The organism is Gulosibacter hominis, from assembly GCF_904842695.1.
Classification (GTDB): domain Bacteria; phylum Actinomycetota; class Actinomycetes; order Actinomycetales; family Microbacteriaceae; genus Gulosibacter; species Gulosibacter hominis.
On sequence record NZ_CAJGWQ010000011.1, the window covers coordinates 16,688 to 39,930 of the forward strand.

A 23,243-nucleotide genomic window follows, 5' to 3' on the forward strand; every position below is an offset into this window, starting at 1 on the left:
CTGTTTTGACCAGCCAATAGCTTAGCGATATCCATTCTCATCAATTGCTGGCTGTGCATTGCCTTGGTGCGAAACAGGAATCGGCGCTGCCAGCTTGAGCAGCATTTCGTCAAGCTCACCCTGCGGCGTTGAATCGAGAACGACCGCTCCCCCAGCACTCACCGACAGCGTGCCCGCGCTGAAGATGAGCGAGCGGATCACAATACTGAGATCGACATTGCCGTTACCGCTGAAAAAGCCAAGCACTCCCGAATAGAGACCCCGCGGATGCCCTTCGAGCTGCGAAATCAGACTCATGGTGCGTTCTTTCGGCGCGCCGGTCATCGAACCGCCCGGGAACGTAGCCGCAAGCAGGTCGATGCCGTCAACTTCACCGGCGAGTGTGCCGGTGATACGTGACATGAGCTGATGCACGGTCGCGAATGATTCCACTCGCATCACCTCGGGAGTGGCAACAGTGCCGGGAACGCAAACACGCGCGAGGTCGTTGCGCAGCAGATCCGTAATCATGAGCAGTTCCGCACCGGTTTTGGCGTCGCTGAGTAGCAGCGCTCGCTGTTGTGCATCCATTGCCGCATCCGAAGCTCGTGCCGTTGTGCCCTTGATGGGTTTGGTCTCGACCCGACCGGCCTCCACCCGCAAAAAACGCTCTGGTGAAGAGCTCAGTACGGCGGTATCAAACACCCGAACATAGGCCGCATACGGCGCAGGATTTGCCTCGCGTTGACGCAGATACAGCTCGGTGAGTTCATCTGCGTCGAGCTTGATCCCGATCTCGGCACGGGTTGTCAGGCACACCTCATAGGTTTCGCCAGCCCGCAAATATTCGTGCACTTTACGCACCCGGGCGCGGTAGTCGCTGTCGCTGCTGCGGCGATGGTCGGGCAGCGACGCGAGCGCGGTCTCAAGTTCGGTCGACAACGGCGTGCGTTCATATGGGCTTGCCTGAGCCAGCAGCGCAGGGGTTTCCCGCAGCCAGTGAGATTCATGACCGTCGATTTCAGCAACCAGCCAGGCACGGTCGGCGTGATGATCGATGGCAAGATAGCGTCCCGCGCGCATCCACATTGCCTCTGGTTCGGCGGCTTCCCACGGCACTTCAAAACCCAGTTCGTGGCGCGCTTCATAGCCGTGCACACCAATCCAGCCGCCCTGCAATGGCAGCGACTCTGCGCCCGGGTCGATCACTTCGGTGGTGAACGAGTGGGAACGCAGCGCAGCGAGCATGCCACCCGGAAGATGCTCCTGGATATTTCCGCAGTGGTCGTATCGGCGCACTTCACGCGCGTCCGCGATCAGCGCTTCAGTGCCAGCACCAAGGAATGACCACTGGCGCTCGCCGGCGGTGCCCACCACGCTGTCGAGCCAGAACGCAAACGGAGCCCCATCACTGAGCAGCCGGAATGCGCCGGCCGCATCCGGCACTGCAATTTCGACGGCACGCAATTGCACGCGGGGTTTTTCGAGGCGCGGAGGTTCGGATGCGTCACGAATCGGTTCAGGTGCCGAAACAATCGGCAAACCAACCAGCTGCGCCCACGACCGGATGATCGCGGCACCGTTATCGGTACGCACCGATTCGGGATGGAACTGCACACCCCACCAGGGCCGGTCGCTGGCATGGATGGCCTGAATCACCCCGTCTTCCGAAACCGCATCGATGATCAACCGATCACCGGGCTCGTGAATCGCCAGCGAGTGGTAGCGCACCACCCGCATTCCGTTTGTCACCAGTGCGGGGTCGCCATGCTGCAGCGCCAGTGTCGACAGCTGTCCGTGACACGGCTTAACTCGAGCCACCGTGGCGCCGCTCAGCAGCGCCAAAATCTCATGCCCGAGACAGACGCCGAGCACCGGTTGCGATGATCGGGCTACAAGCTCAGGCACGGCCCCCACATCGCTCGCACGGTTCGGGTTACCGGGGCCTGGCGACAGGATGAGCGCGTCATATGCTGCGATGAGCTTGTCCCCCACATCGGGGTCGTCGTAGCGAACAACATCCGGCAACACCCCGATCGCACGAAATACCAAGTCGCGCAGGTTGTAGGTGAATGAGTCGTGAAAATCGATGAGCAAAATGCGGGTCACAGAAGTGGCTCCGCGTCCGTCAACCACCGTGCTCGCCATTGTGCTGCCTGCTGCACTGCGGCTCGGTTCCGGGCACTGCCGGCGGCCACTATAGGTCGTACCCCGTGCAACGCATTGAGCGCAAACGCGCGTCCCTCGGCCATTGCCCGGTAGAGCTCGGCCGCTTCAATGCGGCGCGAATGAACTGGCCCGATCGCCTGCGAAAACCAGTGGCGGGTGGTCGATCTCAGTGCCGGAGCATCCGGGCCAACGAAGCCGGTTTCGGTGAGCAGCACGATCGCTGCGGTTGTGGTTTCGGCCACCGCGCCTCCGCGCAAAAGCACCACTTCACCGTCGCGGGCCGCATCCTGCAGCCAGTTGAGCTCGGGTCCCTTGAGTTCAGGCCATTGCCGCTCGTCAACAACCGGTTCGTCTTGCACTTCAAGCACCGTTCCCTGCGCGGGAGCTGGGCGATCGACCATGGTCACACCGCTTACGGTCGCTTCAAGTCTGGGAAAACGACGGCCCGCGGTCACTCGTGAGCCGAGCTGGGCGTACAGCTCTTCGGCTTCCCCGGCACGTGTCTCGCCATAGGAATCACGCACGGCGGTAACAAAACGCTGTTGATGCGTCAAAATCCCGGTTGCGCGGCCGTCGACGACAAGGAACGAGTCGATGATTCGCGGCACCGAAATACACATAGCCGACAGCTTAGGGGTTCCCGGAGTTTCCGGGCGACAATGGAGGTATCCCTTTCGTGAACAGTCGGGGCAGGTCGAGAGCAGGGTGTTGAGCAAGCGCTCAGTGCAACGAATTATTCACGACGCGTTCATTGGAATACGTACTAGCTTGCTACTGAAACGCGAAGGGAATCACCATGGAATTTGTTGACTTCAACGTCAAGCTCTTGGTCCTCGAAGAACTCATTGCTGAAGACATCATCGACCCACCTCACGCCACCGGTCACGATTGGCTTATGGCGGCACGCAATATTGATTGGGATGCGGCAGAAGAGCTGCTGTATGACGATCTTTTCGAAAAGTTGATCCCGGAAGCCGCCGAATGGGCACGCAACATCGAACTCACACAGGAACAGCTCAACACCATTGAATATTTGGGATTCGATGGCGGCAACGAGATCTATGGCTTGCTTGCCCCGTCGTGGAGCGGTGAGGATGATCTATTCATCCCGGAAACCTGGGTTGATGTCACACCCGAACGTTTCCCAAACCTGAATGAACTGGTCTATGTCGGTGACATCGAGCCCGAGGTGCGCGAACGCCTCGAGGCTGCCGATGTCGAGATTGAAGAGTTCTAGCAGCTCACACAACCATTCACGTGCGTTTGTGTCCGGGCGACAAGCGGTCGCCAATAGTCACCAATCCCGGCGCAACCACATCAGCATAGATCGCGGCGCACATGTCACGTTCTTGAGCCAGCGACTTTAACCATTTTTGTTCGGCAGCCGCACCGTCCTGCGGCACATCGACCGTGCGACAGCGGGGCACGCGTTTCACCGCCCGCAGTCGAACCCCGCCAGCCACCAGTTCTGACCCAACCCAGCTTTCTTCTTCGAACGGTTCATCGGTCTCGACCACGATATTGACCCGCAGCCGTCGCGGATCGGCATCGATCCCCCGCTGCCGCCACCACTCAAGCGTCGCCGTGCCGATCAGCGAAACCGATCCCTCATCGAAGTGGGATGCATCCGCATCCTCGACCACACGCATCGGTTCGCCCATCAGCTCGGTTAGCCAACCAGCCAGTTCGGGGCTGGTGGCAGGCCAGGATGCATCCCCGTGCTGCACCAGCACCTCGCCGCCGACCGTTGAGGCTCGAAATTCAAAAATTTCATCGTGCCGTCGAAAACGTTTCGAATTTTTTCCCGACACCAGGTGGTCGCCCGCGTCGCGAACCGCGTAGCGACGGTCGCCGACCAAACCACGGGCGGTGAGTTCGATGCTCGTGAGCGCCTCGCCTCCCATGGATTTAACCGGGTAGCGGCGCAGCTGTTCAACGTTGAATGGCATTGCTGAAGCGTATCGGGCCGGGCACCGATAGCGCGAACCGGCAGCGCCAATGGGGCTGGTCAAGGGAGTGCTGGCTAACAACTTGGCAGCGCCAGCACCACGTATCCCTCTGAGTCGAGCCGGTTGAGAATTTTGTCGAGCGCGGCCACCGACTGTTCGCGTGAACCGCCGCCATCATGCATGAGCACCACCGAGCCGGGACCCACATCGCCCAGCACACGGTCGACAATTCTGTCGACGCCGGGCCGTCGCCAGTCTTCGGAATCGACCGTCCACAGCGCCTGCGATTTTTCCATTGAGCTCAGCACATCACGAACGCGCCCATCGGTGGCACCGTAGGGCGGACGCACACACCGAGCGCCGCCAACTGCCTCATCGGTCTGCGTAATCTGCGCGCGCAGCTCTTTATCTTTCAGCTCGGTGAAATCGGGATGCGACCAGCTGTGATTGCCAACCGTGTGCCCGGCATCTCGCACGCGCTGCACCATGGCCGGCTGGTTGGCAGCCTGCGCGCCGATCATAAAAAACGTCGCGTGGGCATTGTGTTTGGCCAGCACCTCGAGCACCTGCGGGGTGTACTCGCTCGGGCCATCATCAAAAGTCAGATACACAACCGGCCGGCCGCTGTCGTCGTAGCTCGCAAGATTGTCGAGCGCGCTCGGCATCGACGGCAGCGAGTCGGGAATAACCGAAACAAGAACATCCATCATGGTGACCGGCGCATGGTCGCTGCCAAGCCGTACCCGCGCATCCCCCACCGCCGGCACTTCACCAAACTCATCGGGGTGCTGTAGCTGCCCCTGCTCGTCAACTACGGTGATCGCGAGATCGCTAATGGGTTCGCCCGATTCATTGGTGATGCTGAGGCTGTGGGTTTCGGGCACGTGCACGCTGATTTCCACCGGCTGCCCAAAACGCAGCGGGCCGGTGGCATGAAACGTGGGCGCATCGGTGCGGCTTTCGGCGCGAGCCTGGCCGATCTCGGCTGCGCGAACGGCGGGCTTTCCGGTGGCGCGCTCGCCGAGTTTTTCCAGCTGCACCCGCAGCTCGCCGGCTTCGTTGGTCAAAATCGTTTCTTCGAACAACCGCGCTTCGCCGGGGTTATCTCCGGCGGCAGCCACCGAATTTGCGGTGGTGACAGCGCCGGTGATCCGCACCTGATCGCCGCTAGCTTTGGGTGCGTCCAGTTGCAGGTCGGTGCCAATAAACGCACCGCCGGTTATGCGCGCGTCGCCTTCAGGCTGTGTCAGCGCCGCCACCGCAAAAAAGTCGCGCGAATCGGCATCCTGCACCGAATAAATGCCGAGATAGTCGCCTCGGTCATCGCCGTTGAGATCGGCCTCGACACCCTGTTCGCGGCGCAGTGACCCGGCAGCCGCGAGCTCGCCATCGCTCGGGGATGCACCAATCTGGTCAAACACGGTTTTCACGATCGCGGCGGGGTCGGCGGTCATGGCTTCGGTCAGCGTGTCTTGTGCTGACTTTGGCGCAAGCGCGATGATTCCGCCGAATTTGCCGCTCCATAGCGCGTAGGCGCCGCCGGCGACGAGGGCGACCACTGCCAGCACCGCCGCGATCGCGTAGCTGCGGTTATGTCGGGAGCGCTGGGTGCGGCCTTCCTGGTGGCATGCCGAAGTCATATTGAACGAATCCTTATTGCGGTGTGGTGTGACATTTGAGCGCATAGCCAGTCTGCTTGCACCCGGCCCCATCGAGCGTGAGCGGCGCCGAAGCGAAACCAAGGTGTTATGCGAGTGTTTATGGCCCTGGCGCCGTATATTTCAACGTTTTTAAAGCCATCTAGACTGTCCCCCGATGTTTCCCACCGATCCCGCCGCATCCCACTCGGCCGACGCGCGCCTATCCGGGCCGCGCGTGCTTGCTTCGCGATTTGAACTGCGCGAACAGATCGGTTCGGGCGGCGCCAGTTCAGTGTGGCGGGCGTTCGATCGCAAAACCGGGCGCGAGGTGGCGGTTAAACAGCTGCGCGCTCACGATGCGGGGATGCTGTTGCGCTTTGTGCGCGAACAGGCGCTGCGTTTTCGCCACCCGCATATCGCCGCGCCCAGCGGCTGGGCGGCCGACGATGACATCGTGGTGTTGAGAATGGATTTGGTGCGGGGCGGTTCGGTTGAAACGCTGGTGCGCGACCACGGCGCCCTCCCCGATTCGTTCGCCGCGGTGCTGCTGCAGCAGCTGCTGCTGGCGCTGGCTGAAATTCACGATCACGGAGTGGTGCATCGCGATATCAAACCCGCGAACCTGCTGCTCGAGGCGACCGGATCGGGGCGCCCCGTGCTGCGGGTGGCTGATTTCGGAATCGCCGTGGTGCGCGATGAGCCGCGACTCACTGAAACCCGGATGAGCATCGGCACTCCCGGATATCTTGCCCCGGATGCGGCGACCGGCGCCGAACCCGCCCCGCATCACGATCTTTACGCGGCCGGGGTGGTGGGTAAGCGGCTGGTCACTGGGATGCGGCCGAGCGAGTTCCCTGCCGAACATGCTTCGCGGCTGTGGCCGATATTGGAGTGGCTCACCGAGGCCGATCCGCAGCGGCGCCCCCACACCGCTCACCAGGTGCTGCAGCGGCTCGCCGCCGAACAGTTGGTTCCCGATGGGACTCCTTGGCAGGGCGAGGAAGACGCGCCATTCGTGTTCGATCAGTTCGACAGCGGCGCGGCACCGGCAGGTTTGGATGCACCGGCAGGCTTGGATGCACGGGCAGGCTTGGATGCACGGGCAGGCGAAGTCCGTATGACCGGGCATGAAATGACCAAGCGTTTTGGTGCGCCGGATGCGCAAACCGTGGCGTTCACGTCTGTAGAGCCGGCCGCAGCCGAACCGGCCGCAACCGATGCCGAGGCCAACGATGGGCCCGTTGCCGATGCATCCACAACCACCGACCGCGAACGCAAGCTGCGCGTGGTCGCAATCGTTTCGATCACGATGGCGACGCTTTTGGCAGCTGCGTCCGCGGTCGTGGCGCTGTTGTAGTTCTCGGTTCGTTGCCGGGCTGGCCGCTAAATTCCGGCGTTCTTTTTGCGCAGCAGGACGATTGCGGTCACACCCACTGCCGCGCACAGCAGGGCACCGCCGCCGAGCCCGCCGATAAGCGGCCAGTTCGGCCCGTCTTCGGACGCCTGAGTTGTTTTGTCGTGCTTTTGGGTGTCCGCTGCTGCCGAGGTCTCGGTGGGAGCGGCGGTGGTCGGCGCGGTCATTTCGGCATATTCGGGAGCGCCGTCGCCGGCCTCGCCGACGACATTGATCTGCATCGTACCCTTCCACTCTTCCTGCTTGGTGTCGATCGCATCTGGATCGCCACCCGACACGAGGATGTAGTAGCGGCCGGGCAGCGCGTTTTCACCCGCCGCGCCGATCTTGCCGCGGTTGTTGTAGCGAATATCCGTCGTGGTGGCTTTCATCGAAACCGATCCCTGATTCGACGAGCCGTAGCTGTCGGTTTCGAGGGTGGCGGCTTCGACGCCCAGGGGCGAAATCAGCTCGGTGCTCCAGTAGACGCTGCTGCGGTCGCCCAGTTTGAGGTCGGTTTGCACCTGCAGGCGCTGCCCCCAGTCGAGGTCGACCGCATAGATTTGCGCTTCACCCTCGGTGAGCGCCACCGAGTGGCTACCCGGCTCGAGCACCGGGGCATCGCCGAAATTGGCGGCGCCGTACTCTACCTCGCCCGTTGCCGAGGCGGGCGGCATTTCTTCCCACTTGGGGTCTTCGGCCGGCTCGGGCAGGCTGTCGGCGTTGAGTGCGGGGGCTTCTTCGATCAGCGTGAGCCGGAATGGCAGTTCTTTCGCGCTCTCAAGCTCGAGATTGACACTCAACAGCAGTTCAGATGCCGATTCACACTCGGTGCTGGCGAGGCTCACGGCGTGCAGCCTTACCGGGCTGATGCCGGTGGTCGAGTCGGCTTCGGTGGCACATTTTTCGCCGGTGGCTGGGTCGACAAAGGTCAGCCGCAAAGAATTAATGCTCGCGACGGCGCGTTCGGCCTGAATCAGCGCGCCCGCCCAGATGGTTGAGTCGTCAGCGGATTTTGGGATGCGGTACCAGCGGTCTTTGCCGTCCTGCAGGGTGTCGGTGTAGACATCAGGCTTTGCCTCGGGCGCGCTTCCCTCCTGGTCGCCGCCGGTGATGGGTTTGCCGTCCTGCGCGAAGTGCTGGCCGGTGCGCATCGCCGCATCGTTGATCGCGTTTTCGAGTTCGTCGGCGTTTTCGGCGTCGAAGTAGGTGCCGTTACCGTGATCGGCGATGCACTGCAGCTGTTCACGGGCCTTGCCGTCGACGTTGAGGCCGACCACATTAATTTTTAGGTTGATGCCCTTTGCGGCAAGTTTGTCGGCAACCGGGCAGGGATCGGGAACGCAGGTTTCTTCGCCGTCTGATACGAGCACGATGGTGTGCTCCTCGTTCTCCCCTGGGCTGCCGATATCTTCACCGGCCTGTTCGAGGGCGTACGAGATTGGGGTCCAGCCAACCGGCGTGTATTTGTCGATTTCTTTTCGCAGTGCATCCCGGTTGCCGGTGCCGATCGGTACGACCAGTTTTGAGTCGCGGCACGACTCGTCGCTGCCCTCGGCAGTTGCGGAGCTGCCATAAACGCGCAGGCCCAGCTGGGTGTCTTCGGGGGCGTTGTCGACCAGCGAGTTCAGGGCGTCTTTTGCCGCGTCGATACGGCTTTTGCCGCCGCCGGTGGGTTCGGCCATTGAACCCGACGAGTCCATGACGAGGTGCACCTTTTGCACCTTCTGTTGTTCGATTTGCGGCGCGGGTGACGCGGCGGTCGCAGCACCGACCGCGAGTGTCGGCGTGAAGCTCAGCGCTGAGATTGCTGCTGCTGCCAGCAGTGTTCGCAGGTGTTTCATTTCCCCTCCTTGTGTTTACACATGGAAAGTCTGGGCTACTGATGGATGCATGTCAAGTGTTTGCAGCGTATTCTTTTGGTGTGAACACAGGTCCCATCGAATCGGAAAACAGCTCTCGGCAGCGGGAACTCTACGGCGCGAGCGTTGCCGAAATCGTCGCGCACATCACCCGATATTTGGGGATCAATCAGTCGCAGGTGGCCCGCACCATCGGGCTCTCGGTGCCGATGCTTTCGCATCTGGTAGCGGCCAGACGAGCAAAAATTGGCAACCCCAGCGCACTGGCACGCCTGCAGCAACTGCATCTGCTGGCCCAGCAAGTTGCCGATGGCGCAGTGACGCCGGGTGAGGTGGATGCCCGGGTCGCGGTTATTGCCGAAACCAATTTTGATATCCAAGACACCACCACCCAGACCATGCGCTCGGCCACGCGCGACAGCCAGGTATCGGTGCGAGAGATGCAGGATGTGTTTCGCGCCACCGCAGACGCCGCCGAGTGGCTCGCCATCGTTGCCCAATTGCGCGAGTCGCATCCAGGTGCCGCCGAACTCATCTATGCCTATAGCGTGGCCCGCACCGCCGAAGCCGTCGAACACTGGGAACGCACTATGCGCGGCACCGAGCACTAATTTACGGTCGCCAGCGCAAACTGCGGTATTAGTTCACTGACCGGGCTATATTCGAGCCTGGCTGTGTTCAGTTCAGCCCCAACCGGGTCTTGGCGCCGCGCAGGAAGGAGCTGTCGATGTCTTCGACACCCCACACGCTAATTAACGAAAAAGAGCTGTATGCGGCCCTGCGCGAGGGCGACGTACCAAAACTCTCGGCGATACTGAGCGACTGCCCCGCCAAGACCGCATCCGCGCTTATGGGGCGACTCCACCGCGAGCACCGCGCCCTGCTGTATCGCACGCTTCCCAAAGACACCGCCGTGGAAACATTCGACGACCTCGATGCCACGCTAAAAGCCGACCTACTCGGCGGGCTACTCGCCCCCGAAGTCACCGCGGTGTTTGAAGAGATGGATCCCGACGACCGGGCCGAGCTGCTCGACGAGCTGCCCGCATCGGTGGCAACGCGGCTGCTGGCGGGACTATCGGAGGACGAGCGCGAGCTCACCGGTATCGTGCTCGGCTATCCAGAGGGGTCGATCGGTCGCCGGATGAGCCCCGAGCTGATTACGCTCCACCCAAATATGACCGTCCAGGCGGCACTCGAAGCGGTGACGAAACACCTCGACAATGCCGAATCCATCTATACGCTGCCGGTTGTCGAATTTGATCGTCGCTTGGCGGGGGTGCTCAGCCTGCGCGATCTCATGCGCGCACCGGCCAATGAGCTGCTGGAAAATCTCATGCAGCCAGCCGACCTCGCGGTTGCTCACGAGTCGGCCGAAGAAGCCGCTCGACGCTGCGCCGACCGCAAACACCTGGCGCTGCCGATTGTCGACCGCGAGCACCGCCTGGTGGGGCTCCTCACCGTCGACGATGCGCTGCAAATTCTCGAAGACGCCAACGCCGAAGACCAGGCCCGCATGGGTGGTGCTGAGCCGCTGCGTCGCCCCTACCTCGCCACCCCGATTGTGGAGATTGTGCGCTCGCGAGTGGTGTGGCTGCTCGTGCTCGCTATCGGCGCGACGCTCACCGTTCAGGTGCTGCAGGCGTTTGAAGACACGATTTCGCAGATGGTGGTGCTCTCGATGTTTGTGCCGCTGCTGATCGGCACGGGTGGGAACACCGGTAATCAGGCCGCAACCACCGTAACCCGCGCCCTCGCCGTGGGTGATGTGCACAATCGAGACGTTGGCAAGGTGCTGCTGCGCGAAGTGCGGGTGGGCGCGCTCCTGGGAGTTTTGCTCGGCACCCTCGGTTTTGTTGTCGCGGGGCTGTTTTACGGCTGGGATGTGGGCGCGGTGATCGGGCTCACCCTCACCGCAATCTGCACACTAGCGGCCACGGTCGGTGGCGGGATGCCAATGGTCGCTAAGAAGCTCGGCATCGACCCGGCAGTATTCGCCAACCCCTTCATCACCACCCTCGTGGATGCATCAGGCCTGATTGTGTATTTCCTCATCGCCAAGGCGGTGCTGGGAATCTAGCTGCTCCCGCAGCCATTCCGTCAAGATCGGCACATGACTCTTGGCCGGTTGTTTAGCGTCAGTGAGCAACACGATTTGCGTGTCTGCGGCGAGTTTTCGAATTACGCTGACGGCTTCAGCGCTGTCGGAATCGTCAAGCTCGGCTCGGTAGCGTGCCGCGAACTCGTCGTATCGCGCATCCCGATCGGCGTGAAACCAGCGCCGCAACTCCGTTGACGGGGTCAAACTCTTGGCCCAGTAATCAATCCTCGCGCGTTCTTTGCTGACGCCGCGCGGCCACAACCGATCGACGAGAATTCGGGTTCCCACCGGAGCATCCTCGTCACGTACTCGTGCGCTGACAATCTTCATCTCACCGACGCTAGTTGGGCGCGCTGTGAGCCCGGTGCTAACGGGAAAGCAGCGTCAACATTGTCACCGCCAAAGCCGAGCTGGGCATTTCGTTCGAGCGCAATGTGCCAGATGCAGATGTGATCGCGACGGCCCGGCCCGAATGTGCCGTTCGCTCTCACTCAGCGAGAGCGGTTCTGGCCAGACATTTCACGCCTCCAGCGTCACCCAGCGCTCGTCGATCACAAACCCGAGCGCCTCGTTAGTGCGAATGATCGCGGTGTTGCGCATCGACCCGCCCGTGCGCACCCGTTCGACGCCGGCATTTGCGAACGCAACAATGGCAGCAGCTTTGAGTGCGGTAGCAACACCCCGCCCGCGCCAGTGCGGCGCAACAACGGTGAAGTCAATCTCGGCGAAAGTGCCCGATGCATCCATGTCGAACCACGTCATCGCCACAAGTTCACTGTCGTAAAAAGCGCCCCAGGCTCGCCGGGCCAGCGTCGGGCAGGCGGTTTCTCTCGTGAGCGGCGCGTGCGCGGTGGCAACACCGCCCGGATAGTCGCCGAGCGTCAGCGCATCGAGCGCCAGGATGCACGACAAATCGTCGACAACAAGCGGCCGGATACCGAGATCCGATGTATCGATACGCGCCAGTTGTTGCCGCACCCCGGGCGTAATTTGCAGCTCGGCACCAAACGATTCTTCGGTGATTTTCCAGCCGCGAGCGCACAGCTGCGCCACCTGCGGGTCTGCCGCTGGCAATACCTTCGGCGCGGGCTGGATGGTCATGGCTGCTGCTTCGTTTTCCCGAGTCTGTAGGTCGTTGTTGAAACCGCGAACATGCTAGGGTCGCATGAGTTCGTTGTTATTCAATACCAAGGATGTGCTGTTCCGATGAGCCTGTGATCTCTACTCGGCCGTGCCGAGACGTCGTATCTGCTCGACACATCTGGAGATCATTTTGTCTGCCATCGAAATCAACGACCTGTGTTTTTCCCACACTTCTGCACCGCTACTTGAAAGCATTACGTTCAGCGTCGACGACGGTGAACGTGCCTGTCTCATCGGCCCAAACGGCTGCGGCAAATCAACCCTGCTCGATCTCGTGCGCGGCACACTCGATCCAGAGTCGGGCAGCGTCCAAATTCGAGGGGCTCAGCTCGCGACACTCTCGCCACCGGTCAATAGCAACCAGACTGTCGGCAGCTATCTCGATATCGCTCTGCATAATCTGCGCAAAATCGAGTCGCGATTCTCCACGGTAACTGCCGCACTCGCCGAGACAACCGATTCGCCACAGCTTGCGGTTGAGTATGATGCCCTTCTTGCCGCGATGACCACGCACGATATTTGGTCGCTGGATGCACGCATCAATGAAACCCTTGCTGGGCTCGGTATCGACCAGCTCACCGGAGACGGGCAGAACCGGTCACTGTCAACGCTCTCTCCCGGTCAGGTTGGACGCATCGAGCTTGCCGCAGCACTGCTCGCGAACCCCGAGGTGCTGATCCTCGACGAACCAACAAACCATCTCGACCAGGAAGCCGTCGAGTTCCTCACCGAACTGCTCCTGGCGCATCCCGGCCCGCTGTTGATGGCGAGCCATGACCGCAAGTTCGTCGACGCGGTGGCGACCGTCATCTACGACCTCGATATCGCACCCTGGCAGGCCATCGCGACCGCGACGGGCACCGGTGCGCTCCCCGGGATATATCGATGCTCGGGAACCTATAGCGACTATTTGGTCGCGAAACAGCAAGCCCGAGCCACCCACCAACAGCTACACGGCGAACAGCAGGCCACAAAACGAAACCTGAAGTTGCACCGTAGCGAGAGCTCGTCAATCGCCCACGGTGGGGTTCGACTTGCGGAAGCCGAGGGCAAGGAACGCAAGTTCTTCGCTGATCGAGCAGCGACCACCGCCACTCGCCGCACCCGCAGTGATGATCACCGGCTCCGCGAACTCGAAGCACACGAGGTGAGGCGGCCCCGGGAATACGAACTTCAACTCTCACTGCATCCCGTAAGATCCCGAACCGGGCTGGCGGTGATGGCGCGAGCTGCCGAAGTGCGCGGCAGATTGTCTTCGACGACATTCGACCTGGCACACGGTGAGAGCCTGCTCGTGACTGGCGCGAACGGTTCGGGGAAATCGACCCTGCTCACGTGGCTGGTGCAGGGCACAGCCCCCGGCGAAGCCAGTGGCACACTCACCGTGGCCGGGCATCTGGCGGCTGTGCCACAGCGGCTCCCTCAGCTGGGAGACGCAGGCTTCGACCGCACCGTGTGGCGAATCGGAATCGGTGAACTTGGGGCCGGCGTGCTGCATCCGTCAATGTGGCACACCCCGATCTCCAGCCTTTCGGAGGGGAATCAGCGCCGCGCCCAACTCGCCGTTGCGATCGCGCAACAACCAGAGGTTCTCGTCGTTGATGAACCAACCAACTATCTCGATCTCGACACTATCGAGGCCCTGGAAGCTGCCTTGTTCGAGTGGAACGGAACTCTGGTGGTCGCCACTCACGACCGCTGGTTGATCGAAAAATGGGACGGGGCACACATCGATTTGCAGCTGCCATGAGTGCGCTCATCAGCGGCGCGGGTTACGCTCAGCACACGCCTCGTGAAAGGACAGTTCCATGATCATCATCAACGTGAAATGCAACGTCAAACCCGAGTTCGTTGACCGCTGGCCAGAAATCGTCCGCCCCTTCACCGAGGCGACCCGGGCAGAACCCGGCAACCGTTGGTTTGAGTGGTCGCGCAGCCTGGAAGAGCCGTCGACGTTCGTGCTCATCGAGGCGTTCGATGATGACGGTGCCGCCCCGCACGTGCAGTCGGAGCATTTCCGCCAGATGCAGCGGGAGTTTCCGCAGTATCTCGCGGCAACCCCGCAGATCGTGTCGCGCCAGGTTGAGGGCGATGAGGGCTGGGGCCCGATGGCAGAGCTCGCCGTCGAGTAGCCGCTGATGCGCTTTCGGTGCCGGTTGCACCTTCGGGGGCGCTGGCGCCCGATAGCGCCGCCGCAGACCTAATGCGTGGTGCCGGCGATAAGCGCAATATCCTCGTCGTTTTCGACGATCGCTTCGATGGCCGCTGTGAGTGCGGTAGCGATGCTCTCGAGCGGTAGCGACGGGGTATCTGTGCGACCGACAACTTGCTCGGATGCATATGGCACGTGCACAAATCCGCCGCGCGTGTGCGAATCACGAAGGTGGTGGAGGATGCCGTACATGAGGTGGTTGCAGACGTAGGTGCCGGCGGTGTGTGAAAGTTCGGCGGGAACACCCGCGGCTCGGATTGCCTGCACCATCGCTTTGACCGGCAGGGTCGAGAAATATGCGGCGGGCCCATCGGCAACGATCGGCTGATCGAGCGGTTGGGCTCCGGCATTGTCGGGGATGCGCGCATCATCAAGGTTGATCGCGACACGTTCTGGGGTCACCGCTGCCCGCCCGCCAGCCTGGCCGATCGCAAGCACGGCGACCGGCCGTGTTTTTTCGATCGCTTCGGTGACGACCCGGATTGACCGGTTGAATTCGGTTGGCACGACGCAGGTGGCGATGCGGGCGCCGGCGATAGTTTCGGGCAGGGCCCGCATTGCGTCGAGCGCTGGGTTTCGGTCTTCGCCACCGAAGGGTTCAAATGCGGTCACGAGAATCGTTGCCATGCCGGTACGCTACCGAAATTGGCTGGCCCGGGGGAGGGGCGCTTGCCGGCAGCCCACGACCGTGAATACCTTGTATTCAGCGCGGTGAAACGGAGAAACGATGAGCACAGTGACAGTGCGCATGAGCGAAGAAGACGCTGCGCTCGTGCGCAAATTCGCACAGTTCGAGGGCGTCACGATCTCTGATTTCGCTCGCACCGCCATCCTGGAAAAGATCGAAGATTCCTACGACCTCCAAGAACTACGCGAAGCAATCGCACGCGACTCCGGCGAACGCTTCAGCATCGACGAAGTGTTCGCCGAGCTCGACTAATGTCACCCCGGTCCGGCAGCTACCGCGTTGAGCTCGCCGCGCGAGCACGCAAGCAGCTCAAGAGGGCGTTATTCCGAAGCTCACTCGTGTTCGGAATCTGTTTCGAGCATGCGCGCGTCCTCTCTTGCGACACGCGAATCTCGACGGTGCTGTCAGTGGGAAGGTTGCGGCCGCAACGCACACATTTTGACGCTATCCCAGCGGCGACCATCCCAGGCGCGTGCCTCAGGAACCCGGCCACACTCAACAAAACCGCAGCGCTTCGCCGACGCGATCATCCGCTCATTACCCGACCACGTCTGCAACGTGACAACATGCGCATCCGTCTCATCGAACGTCGCCGCCAGCCACTGTGTCAGCGCCGTCCGACCGACTCCCCTACCCCACCAGCGCGGATCGAAAATGGTAATGCCGATCTCCCACCAACCGCCGCCAGCAGGTGCCCCTTCGAAACGCGTGACCACACCAACAGGCTCACCGTCAACCTCGATGATGCGACGGTCTTGGCTTTCGAAACTGGCCGATTCTTGCCGGTCGAACTCATCCCTGCTGGGGCTTGCGGATGCCTCAAAATAGGGGCCATCCCAGCGCTTCCATTCCGCATCCGGGGTGCCGTGCATCCAAGTCCACAAGAAATCAAGATCGGCGGGCACCATCGGCCTGAGCGTCAAATTCATCACATCAGAATGCCACGGCCTACTCAGGCCGCACAAACAAGCACCGGCAGTACGTCGGCAGGGGGCAAGCCCCGTGGACTGCACCTCTAGACCCTAACCACGGGATGAAACGAGACTGACCCGAATCTCACGCTCTTTGCTGTCACTGAGCCCGGCTTGCGTCGGGCCACCGCGCTGCACTTCATATTTGAGCGCAGCAGCGAGTGTGTCGTGCAACGGACGCGCCACCAGGCCATTTGCAGTCTGGGCGAGAGACTCTCACCGGCCTCGCGGTGACCTTCATTGGAGTCATCCGATGCTCAGGCTGCCGGGAGCGGAGTGTGACCCTAGGCCCCCAACCAGGACGCAGACTGCAACTCAGACTCCAAAATTTGAAGTGTGAGTTGCAGTCTGAAGTCATGATGTGGACGCTGGACGATCTATCGTGGGCCCTCGATCAGATACGAACGCGGCGCGGATCCCCAGCGGGCTGGACATACAAATCATGCAACCCGCTTTTCACATGCACTGCAATCATGACCAACCACACCTAGTTGTAGTTCCTCGTCAGGTGCAGTCGTGTCGACTAGGAAGCGGGATGCGAAGCCCCTGTCCAGGGGTCAACTAGCGAGACACCAGTTCCCAGAAAATCCTTGATATTACGAGTCGCACAGACTGCGCCTCGGGCGCGACAGATCGCTGCTACTTGCGCATCTCTCATCGAAATCGGCAGCCCGGCAGATCCTCGTTCGGCAAAGATGCTGGCATAGTGCGATGCCGCCAAGTCATCAAAGGCGAGGATCGCATCCGTATCGCGATACAGCCGCAGGACACCTTCGACCTGTTCAGTGAGGACAGCCTTGCGTTTGCCACTCGGGAGCCGGCGAAGTCCGGCCAGCAGCTCCGCAAGAGTGATGGCAGTGATGGCCACGTCATCGGTTACCGATTCCAGCCAAGCTACGACCTGGGCACTTGGATGAGGTCGGAGCACCTCTGAGACCACGCTGGCGTCGAGGACAATCACGAGAACTCCACTGCGCGGGCGCGGTCGGATCGCTCAGTAACCGGCAGCTCCTCAACCCCACCAACCGACTGGCCTGCACGCAACAGCGCCAAACCAATGTTCGGCTGCGTCGCAGCCCGGGTCAGAATCTCTCGAACTTCAGCTTCCATGGAGCACCCACGCTTTTTTGCCTGAGCAGCAAGCCGAGCCTTGACCGACTCGTCAAGACCCCTGACGACAATCGATGCCATAGTGCCCACCTCCAGAAACGATTGCACACATGCAATCACTGCGAACGGCGTTGGAACTGAGGGCATCAGCAGGGGCGACGCCGTCTGAGCCGCTGTGCAGAGCTAAGACTCTAAAAGCTCCCGTGTGTGCGACCAGCCGGGGTCTTCATTGATTTCTGCATTAGGCTCGCGGACATGGAACTCGTGACTTACATGCACGATGACGTGCCCACGCGAGAAGAACTGGTTTCGCTCTACGATTCCGTCGGTTGGACGGTCTACACCCGCACCCCCGAACGACTCGAAGCAGCAATTGGCGCCTCGCTTCGGGTCGTCACCGCGCGAGCTGGCCGCGAACTCGTGGGGCTTGCCCGCATCGTCGGCGATGGGCTCACGATCGCCTATTTGCAGGACATCCTCGTGCGACCGAGCCACCATCGCCGCGGGATTGGCCGCGAGCTATTTTCACGCGCATTCGAGCCCTACGCCAAGGTGCGCCAAAAAGTGCTCATGACCGACTGCGGGCAGGCCACGCGGTCGTTTTACGAAGCCATGGGCTTCACCGAAACCCGCGACCTCGGCGATCTCAGCGAACAGGTGCGCGTTTTTGTGCACTTCAGCTGAGCGGATGCTCAATAGCGGGAGCTTTGCTCACCAAAAAATCGAAGCACCAGGCGCCAGGGCTAGGGCCGACGAGCATCACTCGTCAAAAAGCAGCTCGATTGGTTCCGTTTCCCGCAGCTCGTGGTCCCAAACATAGAAGCGGTCGTCGCCGGGCAGCAGAACGATAGCGTTGCCTTCCTGGTCCTCGGCGACAGCAACGGCATCCTGCGGGAATCCGTCGGCCTGGGTGCGCCACGTTTCGGTTTCTTTCACCACGTGATTCGCCGAGCGGCCAAGCCGGCGCCGGTCGGAATCGTCATACACCGGGTAGAGGAACCAGTATCCCTCCTCGGCGTCGTCGATTTCACCGCCGTTCTCTGACATCAGGCGCTGACGCAAAACGTCCGGGAAGGTGCGCCCCAATGCTTCCTCAGCAGCGAGGATGCGTGATTCATCAACAGGAAAAGCCACACGCCCAGGCTACTCGAAGCCCCTGTCCCTTGGCGACAATTATCAATACTCAGATGCCGGACACAACAGCACGCCGCTCCACATACCTCACCGCTAAGCGGTCTCCTTGCCACCTTCCGGCAACCCACGCGAGGTCAAGTAGGCTGAGCGTCAAATACGGCTTGCTAGCGACGAAAGGCACCGGCTTGGAGGCGTAGATGGAAAGGATCTTCTCCGCAGAAACCACTCTCGTGGACAACCGGCTCAGGCTCGCACTCGCGCCCGGGCTGGATCCTGATGGACTCAACGCATCCCCCAGTTTTTTCCACGGCTTCGCAACCCACCCGCAGGTGCTCGCCCGCGGGCTCGTGACACTGGCCGACATCACCGCCACCCGCTATTACAACTTCACTCCGATGTCGGAGCGCGACCCGATCCTTTCCGCACACGGCGATCGACTGCGAGCCGAGTGTTTTTCGGGATGCAACGCCGTCTACGCATGCTTCGAGTTGATGGGCTCGGGCCTTGACGGCGGCGACATCGGACGCGGCACCACCAACGTCGACATCGGCCCCGCGTCCAGGGCGATGCTGTCCAATCTGCCGCGCCATGAACTCCTGCATCTCGACGTCGGCGCAGAGGGTCTGCGGGCGGCGACGCTGACGACGTCCACGGTTGAGCGTCCCGTGACGATGCCGTCACGCTGGCTGCCCGCGCTGGGCAACGCGGCGCAGTCGCAGCAAGGTTTCGTCGAGGCGTTCCGGGTGCCGGCCTCGGGTGCGCGCCGGTTCCTTGCCGGATTACCTCCTGCGAGCGCGTCCGGGCATTCTGCCTGGCTGTCCTCGTCTCGCGGCGCGGTCAACGCCAGTGCGGTGGCGACGCCAGGGGCGGTACTGGTCAGTGGTCTGCAGCGGCTGAGCGCACTGAAACGGCTGATGCCGCACGTGCAAGGACTCATTGTCCACGGTCCCGCCGACGAGCACATCGTTGGCGCGATGATCACTCTGCTGCTTCCGGACGCCCGGCTCACCCTCGGGCTCACCGATAAGGAATGGCGCGGCTACTCCGGCGAAGGCTCCCTACTGGCCTCGCTGGCAGAACCGAACGTCACGGAGGACGCCAACTTGGTGAGCGCCATGTTGGCCTTTGAGCCGGTTATCGATGTGCACCGCCTTTCCAATGACACCGCGCTACCCGAGGCCCGGGTAAAGTCCGCGCTGGCGCTGCTCGCGGCCTCGGGCCGTGTGGGTTGGGACGTCAACGACCAGGCCTACTTCCATCGCGAACTGCCTGACTCGCCCGAACGGGTCGAAAAGGACAACCCACGGTTGACTGCAGCGCAGAAGCTCGTGTCCGCCGGCGCCGTGCGGAACGCCGGTTCGGATGCCTGGATCGTCACATCAGGCGACGCCGAATATGGCGTGCGGCTCGGCTCCGATGCTGCCATCCCAGAGAAGGGCGCCACCTGCAGCTGCACCTGGTACCTCTCACACGGCGGCGACCGTGGGCCGTGCAAGCACGTTCTCGCAGTTATGCTGACCCGCAGCCAATCGGCGACGAACCAGCAGTCAGTGAATGCGTAGGCAAAAGAAGCGACCAGCCCCACCGAACGACAGGGACTCGAATGGCAGTGAATCCGAGGCTGAATGAGGCCGTTGAAATCTTCCGTGAATTAGGTTGGGACACGGCTGATGTTGCCGATGCGCCAACGCTGCCGCTCGGCACGAAAGAACAACAGAAGGTGGCCTTAGCCGGTCTGAGAACCGGCGACTGGGGCGAGTACGGGAAGGTCGGGCCGGACACTTACGGCTGGATCAGCGCGGTGGACGTCGATGAAACCATGCTGGCGCTGTTTGAGTTGCGGCTCGGTGTGATCCCGCACAGGGCATTGTGGCTGCTGCAGCATGCCGACGATGTTGTTTTGGCCAGGTGTGTCGCCCAACGCGGCGAGGCTTACGCCGCCGAGTTCATTGATGAAGTGTGCCTGCCGCTCCTGAGGGCGTCTGAGCACTCCCTGTCCGCCCATGGGGAGGCGGCCGTCCGGTTGGTGTGCGACCTCGGGCTAGCCGTCCCGGAAAAAATCGACTACCTCAAAGACTGGGCAGTGGTGGCGCTTGCGGCGCTTACCGGTGACGTCGCCGAAATCCCATGGCCTGAAAAACATGCGCTCCCGACCTTTGAAGAACTGCGCCCTTCATTTGACGAGCACTGGCGGGCAGCACTGCATTCAGGTGTACCCATGACGGGGCCTTTGGGCAAGCTTCTTTCCGCTGCGGTCAAAGCAGGGCTAATCGAGCGCAGCGCGGGGATGGAGCAGCTCTTTGCGTCTTTGGATGCGGCGGTGCGTCCTGGTGATCGTAAAGCACTCACGTCGTTGATCGTGAACGACATCGCGGTGACCGACGATGAACTGGTGACCCGCGTCGATGCGCTGATCCCCGTCCTGAGTCACGGCGAAGGGCCGATCGTCGAGAGCTTCGGCCCTCGACTGATCGCGAACGTAGCCGACGACCTGGTGGGAGAAGTGGCTCTGGCTTGCCTGTACGTGAAGACACAGAAGGCAGTGCGACAAGTGTTGACTGCTTTGAAGCAGCGCGACTTTCCGGGGCAGGCGAGTGCAGAACTGCTATACGACAGACTGAGTGAACTTGCCCAGTCCCGCGACAAAGCCACGGCGAAGCTGGCCGAGGCGGTGCTGGCGAATTGGAACGTGACCCCCGCGGTCGCAAGCGAAGAGCCCGAGGTCACCGGGCTGTGGCAGCCAACTCCAGAGCTGTGGAGCGTCCCGAGGTTTGAGCTGGGTGAGGTCACCCCGGAGGCGTTGACCGAAGCGCTTCGAGTGTTGACATCTCGCGGTGACATTGCTGTGCTCGACTTGGACGCAGAACGATTCCTGGCGCTGGCGGTCGCACTGGCTAACCACAGCCTGGACGACACCCGAAGGGCGCTCAGTGGGATCTCGTCGGCGCTCTGGGCACAGGTCGTCCGTAACTGGTTGGCGGGGGACCCGGCGCGTCCCCGTTGGCAAGCGGGAAGTTTCTTGTGGTACATGCGTGTTGAAAGCACGTTTGACCACCTCGGGCAGATCCCCTGTCTGTTATCGCAACCATCGCGGGTTGATCTGAGTGTCGAGTTCGACGATCTGGTTGCGTCCTTGGAAAAGTACGCCGCCGCAAACGTCCCGGTGCTGCAGGCTGACCTGGTTATGGCGCTGGCTCGCCTCGACGTGACGAAGGCGGACGCTAAAGCCAGCCTGCCCGAGGTTCCGGTGAAGCTGGCAAACGGCAGGCTGCTACTTCGAAACACAGCCCAAGTAATCATGTCCTACCTGAAGAGACCATTCGTCGATATGGAGGCGCCTTTTGCCTTGTCAGACCGCAATGGCAACTTGGCCTGGCCCAAGTCGTTGGTTGGGTTGGACTGCAATATGATCGTCAATAACCGGATCAAGAACTGCTTCGGGGTATTCCCCAACTGGGGTGATGCCCTGAATATCGACCTTGATCGACGACTCTACCCGGACTATGCATCGGTCATGGCTCGGCAGTTAGCTCGCAGCGCCAAGCCGCTTGGGCCGGGCGGGGCGGTGAATTTGCTGGCCGTGCAACGTCACGGACGCCCGCAGTATGCCACCGAGTCAGCGTTAGCGCTACAAGAAGCCTGGGAGCGCGGGCTTTTAGTGCCCGGCGTTGCTGACATCGACTACCTCGACTGGGATGCTCAGCTGAGCAACATCGCATCATTTGTTGAGTCGTTGCGCGACGCAGCGGATCGTGGCATGTTGTCGGTTGTCTGGCCGGTGTTGGACGACGTGCTCTTCGCCTCTCTCAAAGCCCCGCGGATGTTGGCAGGCACCGCCGAGGCAGCGCAGGCGATGCAAGACTATGTTGGCGAGGTGCTGGCTGCGGTCACCTCGGGTGTTGCACCGGCGTCAGCGTTGGAGGTGCCGGGGGTACGTGCGTTGGCGGCTCGGAGCGGGTCGTCGAAGGCGGTTGTCGCTGCCAAGGCCGTCGTCGAGCAATTGCCCGACCGGCAGGTGGAACCTCCGCAGCCTGCTACGCCTACGTTCGACGTAGCGCGGTTCGAACGGATCTGGCCGGCGACGGCCGGGACCAAACCGAACATCCCAGATGGGGCGACGTACTCGCTGCGCGAGTCGAGTTCGAACACAAAGCAGCCCCACCTGCAACTCGACATGGTTGTTCCCAGCTACCCGGCGTCCGTATTCGAAATTGAAAGCCCGACCAGACTGTTCCACGACATCGCGGAGAAGAGGCAGCCCATTGCCAAGCGCGTGAGCCAGGACGAGCCGGAAGGCACGAAATGCTGGCTGCACTGGGACGGCAAAGCCTGGGTGACCAACGATTTCAAGAACCGGAGCGTGGGCACGAAGAACCGACAGAGCGGGGCTACACCCGAGCTTTCCGACGCGCTGGTTGCGGTATTGATCGCTTACCTGGCGGTGCGCGCCGACGACGCACACCAGAAGCGGGAATGGCCGGCGGAACGACTGCAAGAATTGGCCGAGAAAGGGGCCTACGGCTCCGCAGCAGTAAAAGCCGCCACGATCGGTTTGCTGACGTACCACGAGGTGTGGAGCCCGGCGCGAGTGGTGTACATCCTGGAGAAGCAGCCTGAACTGCTGCCGTTCCTGTGGCCAACGTTGAGCGAACCCCTGCGGTTCGCCGGGAACCAGGAGGCGGTACCGAAGTGGGTGAACCGTGTCCTCGACGTTGTGACGCTGCACGCCGAGTTCCTGCTCGAAGCCACCCGCCGAGGTTACGTCCCGGCTGACGCGTGGGACGGAATCGGCGTGCTGGCAGCTAAGAAGGGTTCGTCCGCGGCGTTGAAGAAGGCCCGGGCGCTGGCCGCAGACTTTGGCACAGCCAAGTCGCGGAGCTGACTGAAGACGT

22 protein-coding genes are annotated in these 23,243 nt (G+C 61.8%); 10 read left to right on the forward strand and 12 right to left on the reverse strand.

Translation table 11 applies throughout. From position 1 onward, the window contains the following. Positions 1–21: 21 nt before the first annotated feature. Positions 22–2,088 carry a chorismate-binding protein gene (locus JMV54_RS07895; RefSeq protein ID WP_201518372.1) on the reverse strand — a complete coding sequence of 689 codons (2,067 nt, stop codon included), beginning with the start codon at positions 2,086–2,088 and terminating at the stop codon, positions 22–24. Then, positions 2,085–2,768, reverse strand: coding sequence for an aminotransferase class IV (locus JMV54_RS07900; protein WP_201518373.1), 684 nt, complete (start codon positions 2,766–2,768; stop codon positions 2,085–2,087). The genes JMV54_RS07895 and JMV54_RS07900 overlap by 4 nt, the downstream gene beginning before the upstream one ends. 176 nt (positions 2,769–2,944) lie before the next feature. Here JMV54_RS07900 and JMV54_RS07905 point away from each other — a divergent pair, with 176 nt between their 5' ends. Then, a complete protein-coding gene (locus tag JMV54_RS07905) occupies positions 2,945–3,385 on the forward strand; it encodes a DUF6892 domain-containing protein (RefSeq protein WP_201518374.1) in 441 nt (146 codons plus the stop codon). 16 nt (positions 3,386–3,401) lie between these two features. Here the strand turns inward: JMV54_RS07905 and JMV54_RS07910 are convergent, their stop codons facing one another. Both JMV54_RS07910 and JMV54_RS10735 read right to left on the reverse strand, forming a co-directional pair. Beyond that, a complete protein-coding gene (locus tag JMV54_RS07910; RefSeq protein ID WP_201518375.1) occupies positions 3,402–4,097 on the reverse strand; it encodes an MOSC domain-containing protein in 696 nt (231 codons plus the stop codon). 74 nt (positions 4,098–4,171) lie between these two features. Continuing rightward, the gene (locus JMV54_RS10735) at positions 4,172–5,782 is read right to left on the reverse strand and encodes a polysaccharide deacetylase family protein (protein WP_230972872.1); all 1,611 of its coding nucleotides are present in this window, start codon (positions 5,780–5,782) and stop codon (positions 4,172–4,174) included. A gap of 130 nt (positions 5,783–5,912) precedes the next feature. On the opposite strand from JMV54_RS10735, the gene JMV54_RS07920 reads away from it, so the two are divergent. After that, positions 5,913–7,094 (forward strand): serine/threonine-protein kinase, encoded by a 1,182-nt coding sequence (locus JMV54_RS07920; RefSeq protein WP_201518376.1) that lies wholly within the window; start codon positions 5,913–5,915, stop codon positions 7,092–7,094. Positions 7,095–7,120: 26 nt separating this feature from the next. Here JMV54_RS07920 and JMV54_RS07925 read toward each other — a convergent pair whose 3' ends face one another. Beyond that, entirely contained in the window at positions 7,121–8,974 is a 1,854-nt protein-coding gene (locus JMV54_RS07925; protein ID WP_201518377.1) for a vWA domain-containing protein, read from the reverse strand. Positions 8,975–9,054: 80 nt separating this feature from the next. Between JMV54_RS07925 and JMV54_RS07930 the strand changes: the two genes are divergently transcribed. Then, positions 9,055–9,603 carry a hypothetical protein gene (locus JMV54_RS07930; protein WP_201518378.1) on the forward strand — a complete coding sequence of 183 codons (549 nt, stop codon included), beginning with the start codon at positions 9,055–9,057 and terminating at the stop codon, positions 9,601–9,603. 116 nt (positions 9,604–9,719) lie between these two features. Next, positions 9,720–11,072, forward strand: coding sequence for a magnesium transporter (gene mgtE, locus JMV54_RS07935; protein WP_201518379.1), 1,353 nt, complete (start codon positions 9,720–9,722; stop codon positions 11,070–11,072). Here the strand turns inward: mgtE and JMV54_RS07940 are convergent. Both JMV54_RS07940 and JMV54_RS07945 read right to left on the reverse strand, forming a co-directional pair. Beyond that, positions 11,022–11,423 carry a DUF488 domain-containing protein gene (locus JMV54_RS07940; RefSeq protein WP_201518380.1) on the reverse strand — a complete coding sequence of 134 codons (402 nt, stop codon included), beginning with the start codon at positions 11,421–11,423 and terminating at the stop codon, positions 11,022–11,024. The two genes, mgtE and JMV54_RS07940, sit on opposite strands and share 51 nt — an antisense overlap. A 189-nt stretch (positions 11,424–11,612) precedes the next feature. Beyond that, positions 11,613–12,194: a GNAT family N-acetyltransferase gene (locus JMV54_RS07945; protein ID WP_201518381.1), complete on the reverse strand. Its 582-nt coding sequence runs from the start codon at positions 12,192–12,194 to the stop codon at positions 11,613–11,615. A 172-nt stretch (positions 12,195–12,366) separates the two neighbouring features. On the opposite strand from JMV54_RS07945, the gene JMV54_RS07950 reads away from it, so the two are divergent. Further along, positions 12,367–13,986, forward strand: a complete 1,620-nt coding sequence (locus JMV54_RS07950; RefSeq protein ID WP_201518382.1) for an ABC-F family ATP-binding cassette domain-containing protein — start codon at positions 12,367–12,369, stop codon at positions 13,984–13,986. A gap of 58 nt (positions 13,987–14,044) precedes the next feature. Further along, entirely contained in the window at positions 14,045–14,368 is a 324-nt protein-coding gene (locus JMV54_RS07955) for a putative quinol monooxygenase (protein ID WP_201518383.1), read from the forward strand. Between the two features lie 68 nt (positions 14,369–14,436). Here JMV54_RS07955 and pcp read toward each other — a convergent pair whose 3' ends face one another. Then, positions 14,437–15,075: a pyroglutamyl-peptidase I gene (pcp, locus tag JMV54_RS07960; protein ID WP_201518384.1), complete on the reverse strand. Its 639-nt coding sequence runs from the start codon at positions 15,073–15,075 to the stop codon at positions 14,437–14,439. Between the two features lie 100 nt (positions 15,076–15,175). Here pcp and relB point away from each other — a divergent pair, with 100 nt between their 5' ends. Next, on the forward strand, positions 15,176–15,388 hold the full coding sequence (gene relB / locus JMV54_RS07965) for a type II toxin-antitoxin system RelB family antitoxin (protein ID WP_201518385.1): 213 nt from the start codon (positions 15,176–15,178) through the stop codon (positions 15,386–15,388). A 152-nt stretch (positions 15,389–15,540) separates the two neighbouring features. On the opposite strand, the gene JMV54_RS07970 is transcribed toward relB, so the two are convergent. The 3 genes from JMV54_RS07970 to JMV54_RS07980 form a co-directional block, all read right to left on the reverse strand. Continuing rightward, positions 15,541–16,065 (reverse strand): GNAT family N-acetyltransferase, encoded by a 525-nt coding sequence (locus JMV54_RS07970; RefSeq protein WP_201518386.1) that lies wholly within the window; start codon positions 16,063–16,065, stop codon positions 15,541–15,543. 565 nt (positions 16,066–16,630) lie between these two features. Then, entirely contained in the window at positions 16,631–17,068 is a 438-nt protein-coding gene (locus tag JMV54_RS07975; protein ID WP_201518387.1) for a type II toxin-antitoxin system VapC family toxin, read from the reverse strand. Beyond that, positions 17,065–17,298: a FitA-like ribbon-helix-helix domain-containing protein gene (locus JMV54_RS07980; protein ID WP_201518388.1), complete on the reverse strand. Its 234-nt coding sequence runs from the start codon at positions 17,296–17,298 to the stop codon at positions 17,065–17,067. Before JMV54_RS07980 ends, JMV54_RS07975 begins: the two co-directional genes overlap by 4 nt. Positions 17,299–17,472: 174 nt before the next feature. On the opposite strand from JMV54_RS07980, the gene JMV54_RS07985 reads away from it, so the two are divergent. Continuing rightward, entirely contained in the window at positions 17,473–17,901 is a 429-nt protein-coding gene (locus JMV54_RS07985; RefSeq protein ID WP_201518389.1) for a GNAT family N-acetyltransferase, read from the forward strand. 75 nt (positions 17,902–17,976) lie between these two features. On the opposite strand, the gene JMV54_RS07990 is transcribed toward JMV54_RS07985, so the two are convergent. Further along, positions 17,977–18,351 (reverse strand): SMI1/KNR4 family protein, encoded by a 375-nt coding sequence (locus JMV54_RS07990; RefSeq protein ID WP_201518390.1) that lies wholly within the window; start codon positions 18,349–18,351, stop codon positions 17,977–17,979. A 197-nt stretch (positions 18,352–18,548) separates the two neighbouring features. On the opposite strand from JMV54_RS07990, the gene JMV54_RS07995 reads away from it, so the two are divergent. After that, the gene (locus JMV54_RS07995; RefSeq protein ID WP_201518391.1) at positions 18,549–19,913 is read left to right on the forward strand and encodes an SWIM zinc finger family protein; all 1,365 of its coding nucleotides are present in this window, start codon (positions 18,549–18,551) and stop codon (positions 19,911–19,913) included. A gap of 41 nt (positions 19,914–19,954) precedes the next feature. Next, positions 19,955–23,233: a hypothetical protein gene (locus JMV54_RS08000; protein WP_201518392.1), complete on the forward strand. Its 3,279-nt coding sequence runs from the start codon at positions 19,955–19,957 to the stop codon at positions 23,231–23,233. Positions 23,234–23,243: the final 10 nt, after the last annotated feature.